Genomic DNA, 14,146 nt, shown 5'->3' with positions numbered 1-14,146 from the left:
GACAGATCCGTTCGCTCAGGACTTGGGCGGCTTCATTCTAGGCGGGCCGTGGAAAGAGTGTCAAGCAAGCGACGAATTGGGCCTGCTTTTGAATCGTACGCTACATCTTGTACTTGCCGAGTTCTTCCGGATCGAGGCTCTCGAGCCAGCGCTGGAGACGATTCGGATCGGTCTTGTCGGGTGATACGTCGATGGACTTCGCGTGTTCGATGACGCATTCCTCCACGTAGATCGGCGCCTGCGTGCGAAGGGCCAGCGCGATCGCGTCGCTGGGTCTCGCGTCAATCGCGACCACTTCGCCTCCGCAGAGCAGGTAGATCAACGCGTAGAACGTGTTGTCCTTGAGGTCGGACACCACGATTCGCTGCACACTGGCATTGAGGTCCGCCAGGACGTTTCGCAGCAGGTCATGAGTCATCGGCCGCGGCGTCGCAATGTTCTCGATCTGCAGCGCGATGGCGTTGGCCTCGAAGACGCCAACCCAGATAGGCAAAACCCGCTCGCCTTCACGATCCCGAAGGATGATGATGGGCATGCTGGTGACAGGGTCGACCATCAGTCCTTTGATCACCATTTCAATCTGCATGAGAACCCCCGGCGGCCACGCCGCTGACACAAAGTAGGCTTCTGGCTCGGCGCTGTCAAGCAGTCGATCGCAAGGCTCGGCCCCAGAGACTGTGGGGGCCGGCACGTTCAATCAGCACCGCCGCCGTGCAGCCCACCTGGTCGGCCGTTCCCGGGAAATTCACCACCGTGTTCCCCGTCGTTCGACCCGAAACTTCCGTGTCGCGCCGCCGGCTCACGCTGTCTACGAGCACGTCGAACGTCCGGCCAACCAGGCCGTCGTGGATCGACTGCTGAATCTCCTGCTGTCGCTTCTGTAGTTCGCCAAGGCGGCGCGACTTCACCTCGCCGGGGATGTCGTCTCGAAGTCGCTTCGCGGCCAGCGTGCCTGGACGTTCGGAGTAACTGAAGGAGAAGATCGAATCGAATCGCACCCGATCCACGAGCGACAGCGTCTCGCCATGATCTGATTCAGTCTCGCCGGGAAATCCGACGATGATATCGGTTGAGAGCCGGATTTCGGGCACCGCCGAACGGAGCGCCCCGACCAGGTCGAGGTAGTCTTCGCGGGTGTGGCGCCTGCACATTGCCGCAAGGATTCGGCTGGACCCCGATTGCACGGGCAGGTGGAGATGCTTGCACACCTTGGGGAGCGTCGCGATCGCCTCGATGAGGCGGGATGTCACGTGCCGCGGGTGCGGGCTGGCAAACCGGATGCGTTCCACCCCGGCCACGTTGTTGACCGCCTCCAGCAAACCCGCGAAATCGCACGCCGGGTCGTCGGGGGCCTGGTAATGATTCACGATCTGGCCCAACAGTTGGACCTCTCTTCTCCCACTCGCCACCACCTGCTCGACTTCGGCCAGAATGTCCGCCTTCGGCCGCATCCGCTCGTGCCCCCGGGTGTACGGCACGACACAGAACGCGCAAAAGTCGTTGCAGCCCTCGATGGCCGTCACATAGGCCTTCACCGGGTCCGATCGCCGTGCGATTCCCAGGGGAAACGAGACGTCATCGTAGGGGTGGATGTCGATCTGCCGGCGTGACGTGTCGAACGCCTGTGTCACCAGTAGAGGAAGGCGCTTTTCGGCCTGGGTGCCGACCACGACATCGACATACGGCGAGCGCTTGAAGAAGGCCGATCCCTCCTGCTGCGCCAGGCACCCGGCAACCGCGACCAACGGGTCACGGCCCAGCTGTTCCGACTCGGAGCGGATTTCACCGAGTCGGCTGACCACCTTGTCTTCCGCCTTCTCACGAACGCTGCACGTATTCAGGATCACGACGTCCGCATCGCTGATGTCCGATGCCAGCTCGTAGCCAGCCGATTCCAGCAGCCCGGCCATACGCTCGGAGTCGTGGACATTCATCTGGCAGCCGAATGTTTCGATCAAGTACCGTCGCGGCATCTATTTTCGCTTTCGCCTTTCGCCTTTCGCTTCACGTTCGCTTTCGCCTGCGCGAGCGGCAATCATCTCCCGTGCAGCCGACCTGGCCCCGTCGGCGACAACCGCCCCCGCCATCATTCGGGCCAGCTCGTCGACACGGGCTTGTTCGCCGAGGCGCTCGATGGACGTGACGGTTCTCCCCTGCCGGACGAACTTGGTCACACAGTAGTGGCTGCTCCCTGCCGCGGCGATCTGCGGGAGGTGCGTAATGCAGAGCACCTGGAACCGCCGGCCCAGCGACTGGAGGCGCTGCCCCACCACGTCAGCCACTCTTCCCCCGATCCCCGCATCGACCTCGTCAAAGATCAGCGTCTTGCCGGGCGAATCGGTGGAGGCCAGGGTCTTCAAGGCGAGCATCATTCTCGAGAGCTCACCTCCCGAGGCGACGCGTGCCAGGGGGCGCAGTTCCTCTCCCGGGTTCGGCGACACGTAGAACTGCGCCTGGTCGATCCCTCGCACGGTCCACCCGTCGTCGGTCGGGTCGGGAGGTTCGAACCGTACCTCAAACCTCGCCCGTTCCATCGCCAGTTCCGCCAGTTCCTTCTCGAGGGCCGACGCAAATCCGGCCGCCCTCGCGCGACGCGTCGTTGACAACGTCGCCGCCAGTTCGCGATAGGCGCTCGCCGCCGAATCGAGACGGCGTTCCAACTGCTGGACCTGCGCGGCTGCCGACTCGAGCATCAGCAGCTCGTCGGCGCATTGCGTCCGTCTCGCGACGACCTCTTCGAGCGTCGGCCCGTACTTGCGTTTCAGACGCTCCAATGTCGCCAGACGATCCTCAACCTCGGCAAGCCGCTCGGGAGACGCATCGATGTGGGCGCCATACTCACGCACGAACCCCGATAGTTCGCCAAGGACCGCATCGATAGCATCGCGGCCCTCGACCCACGGCTGGAACCGCGGTTCGAACTGCGCCAGCTCCCCTACTCGCTTCCACACGACCGCGAGCGAGGTGACCACTGACGAGTCGTCGTCGTACAGCCGGCCGTAGACCTCGTCGCACAGTCGCTTCAGTTTTTCCGCGTTCGCAAGCAATCGCTTCGTCGCGTCGAGCCCCTCGTCTTCTCCGGCGACGGGTTTGACGCGGTCAATCTCGCTCAGTTGAAAGCGCAGGAATTCGGCGCGAGCCTCCTTGTCACGCTCGACGCGCCGCAACTGCTCGAGTTGACGGTGCGCCTCGGTCCATTCATCGAACGCCTGCTGCACTGAGCGGCGTTCGCTGGAAAGGCCGGCGTAGCTGTCGAGCAAATCGAGGTGGACATCGGGATCGAGCAGCGCCTGATGTTCGTGCTGACCGTGCAGATCAACCAGAGTGGCGCCAAGTTCCTTGAGCGCCGATGCGGTCACCAGCACGCCGTCGACAAAGCTCCGGCTGCGGCCCTGCGCGTTGATCTCTCTTCGCACGATCAGTTCGCGCCCCTCGTGATCGAATACCGCCTGGATGATCGCTATTTCTTCGCCTGTTCGGATGACATCCGCGGAAGCGCGATCGCCGAGCAACAGTCCAACCGCGCCCACCACGATTGATTTGCCGGCGCCGGTTTCGCCAGTCATCACGTTCAAACCTGGCTGAAGCGTGACCTCGAGCGACTCGATGACCGCCAGATTCCTGATGTTCAGATATCGCAGCATATGGGCCGCCGGCTGGAGGGAGCGCGTCGTGGAACTCCCATGATATCACGGGTTTGACAGGGTTCAGCCGCCATGGTACGCTTCGCTTGATCTGCTGCCGGCGCTTCTCTCGTGCCGGTCGCCTGCACACCTGTCACCCGTGGCTGCGACCCAACATCCGGGAGGGGTACGAAAGCGTGACTGTCAATTCTATTGCCGGCGACGGCGTCATCGACCTGGTGCTTCGGTCGGGAGCCGTGGCAAAATTCGTCCTGCTCATCCTGGCCGGGTTCTCGGTCGCCTCATGGGGGATTATCCTCCACAAGTTGTGGCATTTCTATCGGATCCAGACTCAGACCACCCGATTTCTGGATGTGTTCCGGCGGAGCTCGAAGTTCTCCGAGGTTCATGCTGTCTGCCAGAGTTTTCCCGTCAGTCCGCTGGCCGGAATTTTTCGGGCCGGCTACGCCGAATTGAATACGCAGCTGAGACAGTCAGGTCAGCCCGCAGCCAGTCCTGGAGGGCCTCCCGCTCGTCCAATACTGAAGAGTCTGTCCTCGGTTGATCGGGCGTTGCTCCGAGCGGCGGCGGTGGAAGTGACCAGGATCGAGCGCAATCTCTCGGTGCTGGCGACAACGGCCAGCATCTCGCCATTCATCGGGTTGTTCGGCACCGTGTGGGGCATCATGACGTCGTTCCAGCGGATTGCCAGCGTCGGCTCGACCAACCTCGGCGTGGTCGCGCCGGGGATCGCGGAGGCGCTGATTGCGACAGCCGCAGGGCTGTTCGCAGCCATTCCTGCCGTGTACTTCTACAACCACTTTGTGGCGGACGTGAAGCGATTGACCTCGAGCATGGACGATTTCTCGCTCGAGTTCCTGAATATCGCGGAACGCAACTTCACCTAGGATCGGGTCGCCCCCGAGGGCGCGAGGCGTCATGCCAAAGGTCAGTCCATCCGAGGATGTCTCGACGGGACGCGGCGGGCGGGTTCGCCGCGTGTCGTCGTCGCTCGCCGAGATCAACGTCGTGCCGCTGGTCGACGTGATGCTCGTCCTGCTGATCATCTTCATGGTCACCGCGCCGATGCTGCAGCGCGGTGTCGACGTCAATCTGCCGGTGTCGCTGCGATCCGCGCCGATCTCCGACGAACGCGTCTTTGTGACCGTGCCCCTCACCTACCGCAAGACCCACATGGTCAGGCTTGGCGACGAACCTGTCCGCATCGATCTGCTTGCCGAGAAGATCCGCCAGGCGACCGACGGGCGCGCGGATCGCGACGTGTTTCTGCGAGGCGATGGCGGCATCCTGTTGCAGGAACTGATCGAAGTGATGGACCGGCTCAAGGAAGCCGGCGTACAGAAGATCGGCATCGTGTTGAGGTTGCCGGAGGAACGCTAGCGATGGAGCCCGTCACCAGCGTGCTCATCGAGCGCGCGCACGATGTGCAGGGGCTGCGGCGGATGGTCACCGTCTCGCTGGTCGCGCACGGCGCGCTGCTTGTCGTGCTCCTCGTCTTCCCGATGATCGGCGGATCCCGGTCGGTGGAGGATCTTCAGCCCGTCATGACGATTTCACTCGGCGGCGTCCCAGGTCCCCGCGCGGGAGGGATGACGATGATGAGCAGCCCGTCGCCGAGTGCCGCGTCGCGACCCGAGCCGACCACGGCCGCGAAAGTCATCAAGCCCCAGGCCGCCAAGCCTCCAGCGATGGTACTGCCTGAACGCGCTGCCAAACCGATGAAGCCGATCCCCCGCCCCGCCGCGCAAATGACCGCTGAGGCGCCGGCCTCTGCCGCGACAACGCCCCCGCAGGCGCCGTTCGGGGCGGATGCTGCGCAAACGGCGTCGAATCCAAACCGCGGCCTCGGGTTTGGCGGGCTGTCGACCGGAGGCGGAACCGGCGCCGGCGGGTACCTGGATGTCGCGAACTTCTGCTGTCCGGATTATCTCGTGACGATGCTGCAATTGGTGCAGAGCAACTGGCCCGCGCGCCAGGAAGTGGCTGGCGAGACGCTGGTGAAGTTCCGCATTCTGCGAGACGGACGCCTCACCGAGATCGAGCTCGAGCGGTCCAGCGGGTATGCGGCGCTCGATCTGACTGCGCAGCGGGCGCTGTTCCTCACGCAGCGGCTGCCGCCGCTGCCCTCAGCCTTTCCTGAGGATCACCTGACCGTCCACCTCCGTTTTCCCTACCAGCGGTGATGATGCGCCATCGAACCTCTTCGCTCATGTCCTGTGCGGCCGGTGTCGCCGTGTTCATCCTGGCCGCGCCCTGGTCATTCCCGGCGGCGTCGCAGCCCGAGTCGCTCCAGACACCGCCGCCGCAGTCGCAGGTGCCGCAACAGCAATCCGAGATCGTGCTGAGTCTGAGCGGCGAGCCCGGCGCGCGGCCGCGGTACGCGGTTCCTGATTTCATCGCGCGATCCGCGGACGCGGAAACCGCGGACGCGGCGCGATTGCTTGGAGCCGTGCTCTGGGACGATCTCGCCTTCGAGCGCGAGTTCTACATGATTCCGCGCGACACCTACCGGTCCATTCCCGCGGCGGCGTCGATGCAGGCCGTGCCGTTCGATCGATGGCGCGAGCTGGGGGCTGACGCGCTGGTGATGGGCAGCGTCGAGAAGACCGGCCCCACGGCGTTCAGGGTCGAAGTCCGGCTGTTCGACGTGCGATCCGGACGGTCTGCGATCGCCCGGGAATACAGCGGATCAACTGCGAACCCGAGATTGTACGCGCACGCCGCGGCCGACGAGATTCATCAGACGCAGCGTGCGCTGAGGGGCGTTGCACGCACGAAGCTGACGTTCACCTCCGATCGAGACGGGGACCGGATGGTCGGCACAGTGCAGCAGCGCGGTGTCAAGGAGATCTACATTTCGGACTACGACGGCGCGAACCAGCGCCGCGTCACGATTTCGAAGACGCTCAATCTGTATCCGACCTGGTCGCCCGACGCCCGGACGATCGCGTATACGTCGTACCTCACCGGATTTCCGGACATCCATCTGTCGCTGATCTACCAGGGGATTCTTGAAAAGCCCACCGGCGGGAGATACCAGAACTGGTTGTCGTCGTGGTCGCCGGACGGGACCAAGCTGTGTTTCACGTCGACCCGCGATGGCAACGCCGAGTTGTACGTGATGGATAGGGATGGCTCGAATGTCCGGCGCCTCACGAACAATCCGGCCATCGACACGACGCCGACGTGGTCGCCGAGCGGCAGCCAAATCGCGTTTACCTCCGATCGCGGCGGCGCGCCGCAGATCTACGTCGTCGATGTCGACGGCCTGAATGTCCGCAAGCTGACCACCGAATCGTATTGCGATCGCCCCACGTGGTCGCCCGCGCCGTTCAACGAAATCGCGTATGAATCGCGGACGGGCTCGGGGTACGATATCAAGGTCTACACGCTGGCAACTCAGGAGGTCAGGCAGTTGACGTCCGGCGAAGGCAGCAACGAGAGTCCCAGCTACGCACCCAATGGCCGGCACCTGGCGTTCTCGTCGACGCGCAGCGGGAAACGGCAGATTTACACGATTGGCCGGGACGGCCAGGGGCTCAAGCAGGTGACCACAGTCGGCAACAATCAGACGCCCGACTGGTCCAGGTAGTCGGATGCAGGTATCGGAGATGAAACCAATGCAACGTTCAAGGGTGTCGCACGGTGGATGGCTTGTCGCGGTAACCGCTGCGGTGGTGCTGAGCGGGGCGTGCAACGCCAAGAAGCCGCCGGTCGCCACGCCGGTTCAGCCGCCGGTTGCCGCCCCGGAAGCCCAGGTGGTTCCGCCGCCTCCTCCGCCGCCGGCTCCGGTGCCGCTTACCGAGTCGCCGATGGTGACGCCGAAGGTGCCCGACGACCCGATGGCCTCGCGGTCAATTGACGAACTCAACCGCGAATCGCCTCTGCAGCCGGCGTTCTTCGGGTACGACAGTGCGGAGTTGAGCGCGGAGGCGCGCACGGCCCTCGATGCCAACGCGGCCCTGCTGCGCAAGTATCCGACGTGGGCCGTGACGGTCGAAGGCCACTGCGACGAGCGAGGGACGGCGGAGTACAACGGTGCGCTGGCGGAACGGCGCGCCGCGTCGGCCCGGACGTATCTGGTGTCGCTTGGCCTTCCGGCCGAACGCCTGCGCATCGTGAGTTACGGCAAGGAATTTCCGTTCGATCCTGGCCACGACGAGGCGGCGTGGGCGAAGAATCGGCGGGCGCATTTCGTGATTACATCCAAGTAGGGGCGCGATTGATCGCGCCCGAACGAGAGATCGTTCGCACCCGAACGCCCGATTGATCGCGCCCGCGTGAATGACCAGCGAGATGACATTATGAAGCAACACGTTCGGCTGATGGTTCTGGGAATCGCGCTGCTGGCCGGCGCAGCCTCTGCGCCGCTCGAGGCTGCCAATAAGGAGCATCTGCAGATGATGGCGGAGCTCCGCATCCTCCAGCAACAGACGCAATCGCTCCAGAAGCAGCTCATGGCGCTGACCGACGCGCTCACGAAGGTGTCGGCGGACCTCAAGGACCAGACGAATGCGGACCGGAAGGCCTTCGCCGATCAGAAGCTGGTTGTCGGCGGCGTCGCGACCGACCTGCGGGTGATCCGGGAGAAGGTCGACGAGAGCAACGTCCGGCTCACGTCGCTGTCACAGGAGGTCGAAGCGATTCGGGTGGCGCAGGCAGCCATCCCGCCCGCCGCCACGCCGGCGCAACCGCTCGACCCGGGGGCCGCCGCGCAGGAAGCGCCGGCGGCGACCAACCCGGCTGGTCAGGCCCCGGTGCCCAATCCCGGCGTCTCTCCGCAGCGTCTGTTCGAGTCGGCCCGAGCCGATTACTACGCGGGCCAATGGAGCCTCGCCATCCAGGGATTCGAGACGTACATCAAGACGTTTCCGAAGAGCGATCTGGCCGACGACGCGCAGTACTATATCGGCGAGACGTACTACAGTTCCGGCCGGTTCCGCGAGGCCGTGGCGGCGTACGACCGGGTGATCTCAAACTACCCGTCGAGCAACACGCTGCCAGATACCTACTACAAGCGCGGGCTTGCGCACAATTCGCTTGGGCAGGTTCCTCAGGCGCGCGAGTCATTCGAGTTCGTGGTCAAGAACTACCCGGACAGTGATGCGGGGCACCTGGCGAAGCAGGCCCTCGATCGTTTGAGCCGATCGGGGAAGTAACAGCCGATCAGATTCGCCCGGCGGGAACGCGGGCGGGACGGAAGGAACAGACATGGCGAACAGCTACAACAAGATCATTCTGGTTGGCAATCTGGGTAAGGACGCCGAGTTGCGGGCGACGCCGCAGGGCAAGCAGGTGGCCTCGGCCAGCCTGGCCGTGGAAGACTGGCAGAAGAAGGACGAGCGCGGCAAGCCTGGCGCCGAGTGGTACCGGATCAAGATCTGGGGCCGTCAGGCCGAGACGCTGTCACCGCACCTGTTGAAGGGCAAGACGATTCTGGTCGAGGGACGGCTGTCGATTCAGACCTGGACCGATCGCGAGGGCAAGAGCCGGTACACGCCAGAGGTTTCGGCCGATCGGGTCGTCCTTCTCGGCAGCGCCGGCCAGAGCTCATCGATGTCCAGTCGTGCGGAAGGTCCGGTCGATGACGAACTCGGCCAGTCGCCGGACGTGAATGCGGACGATATTCCGTTCTAGGAAGGATGAGGGACGGGCGCAATTGGTTGCGCCCCTATTTCTTGTCCGCTCTCCCGTACCTATCCTCGAGTCTCACGACGTCATCGAGTTCCGGCGTGGAGACCTCGAAGATGTCGACATCGCCGAGAGCGGTCATTCGATGCACGGTGCCGGCGGGCACGTGGACCCGGTCGCCCGGGTGCATCTCGCGGCCGACCAACGTGTCTCCCTCCTGAATCTCGAAGAGCAGTCTGCCTGAGTGAAGATAGATCGTCTCGACCTTCCTGCGGTGGTATTGCAGGCTCAAGGCATGGCCTGCCGTCACGTGGATCACTTTGCCGGCGTACTGGCCGGTCTTGGCCCATAACAACTCGTAGCCCCACGGTTTGTCCACTCGTGTCACGCCAGGGCGGGTCTCATCGTTCACCGTTGTCTCCTTCCGCGCCGGACTCAGCGATCCGGCCGTTGCTCCGCTTGAGAAGGCCCGGAAAGGCCGACGCCAGGTACGCGGCGATCTGTCGCGCTGACGCGAGCCGGAGTGCTCGTGCGACGACGGGGCGCAGGCGATCGAGGGATACCTCTCGCACGATCTCCCGCGCCGCCGGAATCAGCGTCGGGCTCATGCTGAAGCTCGTCACACCCAGCCCCAACAGCGCGAGCAGGGCCGTGGGATCGGCCGCCATCTCGCCGCACACCGCCACGGGCGTGCCCCGCCGCGCGGCGGCACGCATCACGAGGCGCACGAGCCGCAGGACGCCCGGGTGCAGAGGTTCATAGAGGCCCGCCACCCGGCCATCGGTCCGATCCACAGCGAGGGTGTACTGAATGAGGTCGTTGGTGCCGATGCTGAAGAACTCCGCTTCGGCCGCCAGCAGGTCCAGCGTCAAGGCCGCCGATGGCACCTCGATCATGGCGCCGATCTCTATCGGGTGCGCGTGGTCGTCGTCGGGCCCGGATCCGACCGCGAGCGAGGCGTTGGCGAGTGCGGCCCTCGCCTGCCGGAGTTCCTCAACCGACGTCACAAACGGAAACAGCACTCTGAGGGGACCGTGGCGTGACGCGCGGGCCAGCGCCCGCAACTGGGTATCGAACACGTCTGGCCTGCTGAGGCTCAACCGGATCGCCCTCAGGCCAAGCGGTCCGCGAGAGGATTCAGCCGCCGCATCCGGAGGTCGTTCGCCGGCGCGCCCGGCCATTCGGTTCTCGTCGACGTCGAACGTGCGGATCGTCACCGAATGGGGCGCCATCCGTTCGATCAGATTCCTGTACGCCTCGTACTGCTCCTGCTCGCCCAGCGATTCCAGGCTCTGCCCGCCGAGCATGAACTCCGAGCGGAACAATCCGATGCCTTCGGCGCCGTTGGCACGGGCAACGTCGATTTCATCTGGAAGTTCGATATTGGCGTCGAAGCGAACAGCGACCCCGTCAGCGGTCGAGGCCGGATGCACGAGGTGCCGGGCGACAGGCACCGACACCCACTTGCGCTCGGCTTTGACGCGAGCGCGATCGATCGACGCCATGTCGGGATCGATCACGACTTCGCCGGAATAGCCGTCGACCAGGACAAGGACTCCCGGCCTGGTCAGCGCCGAGGCTTCGCGGAGGCTGGTCACGGCGGGCAATCGTAGAGACCGGGCAAGAATAGCGGAGTGGTCGGTTCGGCTTCCCGCATCCATCACCAGGCCGATCACGCGCTGGCGATCCAGCTGGCCCGCGATCGAGGGCGGCAGCTCGTCGGCCACGAGAATGGACGACTCGTCGAGCACGAGACTGACTTCGCCAGCGCCATGCGGAGTCGGCCTGAGGTTGCGTCGCAGTCTCCCGACCACATCGGCCACGTCGCCCCGCCGCTCGCGAAGGTACCCGTCCCCGACTTCCATGAAGATCGCGGAGAATTCCTCGAACGCCCGTTCGACGGCCCACTCGGCATTGAGCCGCTCGGCCGACACGATGGCCTCCGCCCGCGGCACGAGGAGCTGGTCATCGAGCATGAGCAGTTGCGCCTGAAACAGATAGGCCAGGTCGGTTCCCGCCGATGCCAGCACCCTGGCGTGAATGCGTTCGAGTTGGCGGCGGGTCGCTTCCCGCGCCGCGCCCAGCCGGGCGATTTCCCGGGCGACGTGCTCCGGCTTGACGGCATACCGCAGAGTCACGGAATCCTGCACGAGAAGGGCTGCAGGCCCCCACACGATTCCGGGCGACACGGCGATGCCAGTCAGGGTGATCACCTAGGACTCTCCGAATCCCGACTCGACCAGCGCGCAGAGCGCGTCGAGCGCTGCGTTCTCGTCTGGCCCCTCGGCGGTCACTTCGATTGCCGCACCGCGCGAAGCGGCCAGCAGCAGGATGCCCAGAATGCTCTTGCCGTCCACGGTGCGCGCGCCGCGGGTGACGGTCACGCGTGCCTGGAACGTTCCCGCCAGATGGACGAATCGGGCGGCGGCCCTGGCGTGCAGGCCAAGCACGTTGTTCACCACCGCGATTCTGACTGGCATGTCAGCTCTTGGTCTCCCCGCGCATCAGATCCGAGGGCACGTGGATCGCGCTCCGGCCCGTATCCCGAAGCTCGCGTGCGACGGCCAGCAGGTCCTGTGACTGGCGGAGCCCGGCGAGTTTGATCAGCATCGGCAGATTGACGCCGGTCACGATTTCGACCTTGTCGGTTTCGAGAAACGTCAGACTGAGGTTCGACGGCGTGCCGCCGAACATGTCGGTGAGGACCAGCACGCCTCCCCCGCTCTGAAAGCGTGTAATCGCCCGGCTGATTTCGTCCCGCGCGTCGTCCACGTTGTCATGCCAGCCGATGGAGACCGCCGCAAACTGCGGCAGATCTCCGACTATCGCTTCGGCGGCATTCAACAACTCTGTCGCGAGCTGTCCATGCGTGACGACGACGACGCCAATCATCGGTGTCTCCTTGTGGGGCGCCTTCGGTTCCCCGCGCGCGTCACGAGCCCAACTCCATGTCGCGATGCCGCACGTGAAAGCGCGCACCCTGAATTGGTCCGATCGACTTCCGCAGGGCCTCCGCCACGTAGACGGATCGATGCCGTCCCCCTGTGCATCCAACCGACACTGTCAGATAGCTCTTGCCTTCGTGCGCATAGAGCGGAACGAGGAACTTCAGCAGCGTCACGAACCGTCCGATCGTCTCGAGGGTCACGGGATGGCTGTTCATGAAGCGCACAACCGCGGCGTCCAGCCCCGTCATTCGCCGGCACCTGGGGACGAAATGCGGATTCGGCAGGAATCGCACATCCAGGACCAGGTCGCTTTCCGGAGGTACGCCGTGCTTGAAGCCGAAGCTCAGGAAGTTGACCTGCATGATCGCGGCACGGCCACTCTGACGCGACATCGCGAGGAACGCTTCGCGCAGCTCGTGCACGGTAAACGCGCTCGTGTCGATGATCTCGTCGGCCAGTTTCCGGATGGGCCGAAGCCGCCGCCGCTCTTCGCGGATGCCCTCGAGAATCGGGCGGTCGTGCGCGAGCGGGTGGGGCCGGCGGGTCTCGCTGAAGCGGCGAACCAGGGTGTCGTCGTTGGCGTCGAGGTAGATCAGCAGCGGCTTGAGACCTCGAATGCGCTGCACCCGCCGGAATACGGACGGGAACTCCGCCAGTTGCGATCCTTCCCGGACGTCCACAACGATCGCCACCTTCTCGAGATCCGATCCGGCGCGGCTCGCCAGAGACGCGATCGCCGGCACCAGCGTGAGCGGCAGATTGTCGACGCAGAAGTACCCGAGGTCCTCGAGCGCGCGGATCGCGTGCGACTTGCCTGCGCCCGACAAACCGGTCAGCACGACAAACCGCGCTTCCGCCACGCGCGCGCCGACACCCTTGCCGCGCCTTCCTGGCGTCATGTGTCGATGTCTCCATCGCCGAGATCATCGGCATCCTCGTCCGGGTCTGGAATCGATTCCCTCAGGGTCCGGTCCAGGCGATCGGCGAGGCGCCGGGCGGCGTTCATTCCGCGCGCTCGCAGCAACTGGTTCCGCGCCGCGACTTCGACCAGGTTCGCCACACTCCGTCCCGGTGCGACCGGCATCCGAATCATCGGCACCCTCAGGCCCAGGATATCGAAGAACTCGTCGTCAAGGCCGAGGCGATCGTACTGGCGGCCCACCTCCCAGCGTTCCAGCTGCACGACCAGTTCCACCCGCTTCGACGATCGCGAGGATGCCACGCCGAACAGATCCTTGACGTTGACCACGCCGAGGCCCCGAATCTCCATGTGGAACCGGGTGAGTTCCGGGCACGTGCCAATCAGCACCGACTCTGCCCGGCGCCGCACCTCCACGGTGTCGTCGGCGACCAGGCGATGTCCCCGCAGGATCAGGTCCATGGCACATTCGCTCTTGCCGATGCCGCTCTCGCCGACGATGAGCACGCCCAGGCCGAGCAAGTCCATCAGTACGGCATGCAGAATCGTGCGTTCGGCGAGGATGTCCTCGAGATAGCCCGTGAGCTTGGCAATCGCAATCGGTGTGGCGAGCCTGGTCCGCAGCACCGGCACCGCCGCGCGCTCAGCCTCGACGGGCAGTTCGTCCGGCACGGCGTTGCCGCCTGTCACCAGGACGCACGGAATGTCATGCCGCAGCGTCCGTGAGAGGCTCAGCACGCGGGCATCCCGAGCGAGGCTGGCGAGATAACCAAGTTCGCTCGCGCCGAAGATCAGCACGCGGCCGGCCTTGAGGTAGGCGTCGAAGCCGGCGAGCGCGAGGCCGGTCTTCAACACGTAGGGACTGAGAATCGGCCGTCCCAGTCCCGCGCGGCCAGCCAGGAGTTCGAGACCAAGATTGGATCCGTCAGGCCGGATGCGCAGCAACTGGCCGACGGTCACGGCGTGATCAGATGGGCACATCGGCGGAAGGCCCGCGGCCATGG

16 protein-coding genes are annotated in these 14,146 nt (G+C 64.8%); 7 read left to right on the top strand and 9 right to left on the bottom strand.

Going from position 1 to position 14,146, the window contains the following annotated elements; all coding sequences use genetic code 11:
- Window positions 1-100 precede the first annotated feature (100 nt).
- From NTV05_08650 to recN, 3 genes are read right to left on the bottom strand one after another with little or no spacing between them, the layout of a single operon-like run.
- Window positions 101-586 carry a bifunctional nuclease family protein gene (locus tag NTV05_08650; GenBank protein MCX6544471.1) on the bottom strand — a complete coding sequence of 162 codons (486 nt, stop codon included), beginning with the start codon at window positions 584-586 and terminating at the stop codon, window positions 101-103.
- Between the two features lie 55 nt (window positions 587-641).
- Window positions 642-1,973 (bottom strand): tRNA (N6-isopentenyl adenosine(37)-C2)-methylthiotransferase MiaB, encoded by a 1,332-nt coding sequence (gene miaB / locus NTV05_08645; GenBank protein MCX6544470.1) that lies wholly within the window; start codon window positions 1,971-1,973, stop codon window positions 642-644.
- The gene (gene recN, locus NTV05_08640) at window positions 1,974-3,644 is read right to left on the bottom strand and encodes a DNA repair protein RecN (protein MCX6544469.1); all 1,671 of its coding nucleotides are present in this window, start codon (window positions 3,642-3,644) and stop codon (window positions 1,974-1,976) included.
- A 176-nt stretch (window positions 3,645-3,820) separates the two neighbouring features.
- On the opposite strand from recN, the gene NTV05_08635 reads away from it, so the two are divergent.
- The 7 genes from NTV05_08635 to ssb all read left to right on the top strand — a co-directional run bounded on the left by NTV05_08635 (window position 3,821) and on the right by ssb (window position 9,281).
- A complete protein-coding gene (locus tag NTV05_08635; GenBank protein ID MCX6544468.1) occupies window positions 3,821-4,531 on the top strand; it encodes a MotA/TolQ/ExbB proton channel family protein in 711 nt (236 codons plus the stop codon).
- A gap of 31 nt (window positions 4,532-4,562) precedes the next feature.
- Complete coding sequence (locus tag NTV05_08630) at window positions 4,563-5,024, top strand: biopolymer transporter ExbD (GenBank protein MCX6544467.1); 462 nt, start codon at window positions 4,563-4,565, stop codon at window positions 5,022-5,024.
- Window positions 5,025-5,026: 2 nt separating this feature from the next.
- On the top strand, window positions 5,027-5,827 hold the full coding sequence (locus tag NTV05_08625; protein ID MCX6544466.1) for a TonB family protein: 801 nt from the start codon (window positions 5,027-5,029) through the stop codon (window positions 5,825-5,827).
- Window positions 5,827-7,236: a hypothetical protein gene (locus tag NTV05_08620; protein ID MCX6544465.1), complete on the top strand. Its 1,410-nt coding sequence runs from the start codon at window positions 5,827-5,829 to the stop codon at window positions 7,234-7,236. Before NTV05_08625 ends, NTV05_08620 begins: the two co-directional genes overlap by 1 nt.
- 28 nt (window positions 7,237-7,264) lie before the next feature.
- The gene (locus NTV05_08615; GenBank protein MCX6544464.1) at window positions 7,265-7,858 is read left to right on the top strand and encodes an OmpA family protein; all 594 of its coding nucleotides are present in this window, start codon (window positions 7,265-7,267) and stop codon (window positions 7,856-7,858) included.
- A gap of 90 nt (window positions 7,859-7,948) precedes the next feature.
- On the top strand, window positions 7,949-8,803 hold the full coding sequence (gene ybgF, locus NTV05_08610; protein MCX6544463.1) for a tol-pal system protein YbgF: 855 nt from the start codon (window positions 7,949-7,951) through the stop codon (window positions 8,801-8,803).
- Between the two features lie 52 nt (window positions 8,804-8,855).
- The gene (gene ssb, locus NTV05_08605; protein ID MCX6544462.1) at window positions 8,856-9,281 is read left to right on the top strand and encodes a single-stranded DNA-binding protein; all 426 of its coding nucleotides are present in this window, start codon (window positions 8,856-8,858) and stop codon (window positions 9,279-9,281) included.
- A 34-nt stretch (window positions 9,282-9,315) separates the two neighbouring features.
- Here ssb and NTV05_08600 read toward each other — a convergent pair whose 3' ends face one another.
- From NTV05_08600 to hprK, 6 genes are read right to left on the bottom strand one after another with little or no spacing between them, the layout of a single operon-like run.
- Entirely contained in the window at window positions 9,316-9,687 is a 372-nt protein-coding gene (locus NTV05_08600) for a cupin domain-containing protein (protein MCX6544461.1), read from the bottom strand.
- Window positions 9,677-11,488 carry a phosphoenolpyruvate--protein phosphotransferase gene (gene ptsP / locus NTV05_08595; GenBank protein MCX6544460.1) on the bottom strand — a complete coding sequence of 604 codons (1,812 nt, stop codon included), beginning with the start codon at window positions 11,486-11,488 and terminating at the stop codon, window positions 9,677-9,679. Before ptsP ends, NTV05_08600 begins: the two co-directional genes overlap by 11 nt.
- On the bottom strand, window positions 11,489-11,755 hold the full coding sequence (locus NTV05_08590) for an HPr family phosphocarrier protein (protein ID MCX6544459.1): 267 nt from the start codon (window positions 11,753-11,755) through the stop codon (window positions 11,489-11,491).
- A 1-nt stretch (window position 11,756) separates the two neighbouring features.
- Window positions 11,757-12,167: a PTS sugar transporter subunit IIA gene (locus NTV05_08585; GenBank protein MCX6544458.1), complete on the bottom strand. Its 411-nt coding sequence runs from the start codon at window positions 12,165-12,167 to the stop codon at window positions 11,757-11,759.
- 40 nt (window positions 12,168-12,207) lie between these two features.
- Window positions 12,208-13,122 carry an RNase adapter RapZ gene (rapZ, locus tag NTV05_08580; protein MCX6544457.1) on the bottom strand — a complete coding sequence of 305 codons (915 nt, stop codon included), beginning with the start codon at window positions 13,120-13,122 and terminating at the stop codon, window positions 12,208-12,210.
- Window positions 13,119-14,144: an HPr(Ser) kinase/phosphatase gene (gene hprK, locus NTV05_08575; GenBank protein ID MCX6544456.1), complete on the bottom strand. Its 1,026-nt coding sequence runs from the start codon at window positions 14,142-14,144 to the stop codon at window positions 13,119-13,121. The genes rapZ and hprK overlap by 4 nt, the downstream gene beginning before the upstream one ends.
- Window positions 14,145-14,146 lie beyond the last annotated feature (2 nt).

This window comes from Acidobacteriota bacterium (genome assembly GCA_026393755.1).
Taxonomy (GTDB): Bacteria; Acidobacteriota; Vicinamibacteria; order Vicinamibacterales; family JAKQTR01; genus JBAXOX01.
The sequence above is the reverse complement of the archived record's forward strand: the minus strand, read 5'-3'. Positions and strand labels throughout refer to the sequence as shown.

Excerpts from the sequence above, each read along its gene's own strand:
- NTV05_08630 (MCX6544467.1), top strand. The coding sequence starts at position 4,563 with ATGCCAAAGGTCAGTCCATCCGAGGATGTCTCGACGGGACGCGGCGGG.
- NTV05_08585 (MCX6544458.1), bottom strand. The coding sequence starts at position 12,167 with ATGATTGGCGTCGTCGTCGTCACGCATGGACAGCTCGCGACAGAGTTG.
- recN (MCX6544469.1), bottom strand. The coding sequence starts at position 3,644 with ATGCTGCGATATCTGAACATCAGGAATCTGGCGGTCATCGAGTCGCTC.
- NTV05_08625 (MCX6544466.1), top strand. The coding sequence starts at position 5,027 with ATGGAGCCCGTCACCAGCGTGCTCATCGAGCGCGCGCACGATGTGCAG.
- NTV05_08620 (MCX6544465.1), top strand. The coding sequence starts at position 5,827 with ATGATGCGCCATCGAACCTCTTCGCTCATGTCCTGTGCGGCCGGTGTC.
- ssb (MCX6544462.1), top strand. The coding sequence starts at position 8,856 with ATGGCGAACAGCTACAACAAGATCATTCTGGTTGGCAATCTGGGTAAG.
- hprK (MCX6544456.1), bottom strand. The coding sequence starts at position 14,144 with ATGGCCGCGGGCCTTCCGCCGATGTGCCCATCTGATCACGCCGTGACC.
- NTV05_08590 (MCX6544459.1), bottom strand. The coding sequence starts at position 11,755 with ATGCCAGTCAGAATCGCGGTGGTGAACAACGTGCTTGGCCTGCACGCC.
- ybgF (MCX6544463.1), top strand. The coding sequence starts at position 7,949 with ATGAAGCAACACGTTCGGCTGATGGTTCTGGGAATCGCGCTGCTGGCC.
- NTV05_08615 (MCX6544464.1), top strand. The coding sequence starts at position 7,265 with ATGCAACGTTCAAGGGTGTCGCACGGTGGATGGCTTGTCGCGGTAACC.
- miaB (MCX6544470.1), bottom strand. The coding sequence starts at position 1,973 with ATGCCGCGACGGTACTTGATCGAAACATTCGGCTGCCAGATGAATGTC.
- rapZ (MCX6544457.1), bottom strand. The coding sequence starts at position 13,122 with ATGACGCCAGGAAGGCGCGGCAAGGGTGTCGGCGCGCGCGTGGCGGAA.
- NTV05_08650 (MCX6544471.1), bottom strand. The coding sequence starts at position 586 with ATGCAGATTGAAATGGTGATCAAAGGACTGATGGTCGACCCTGTCACC.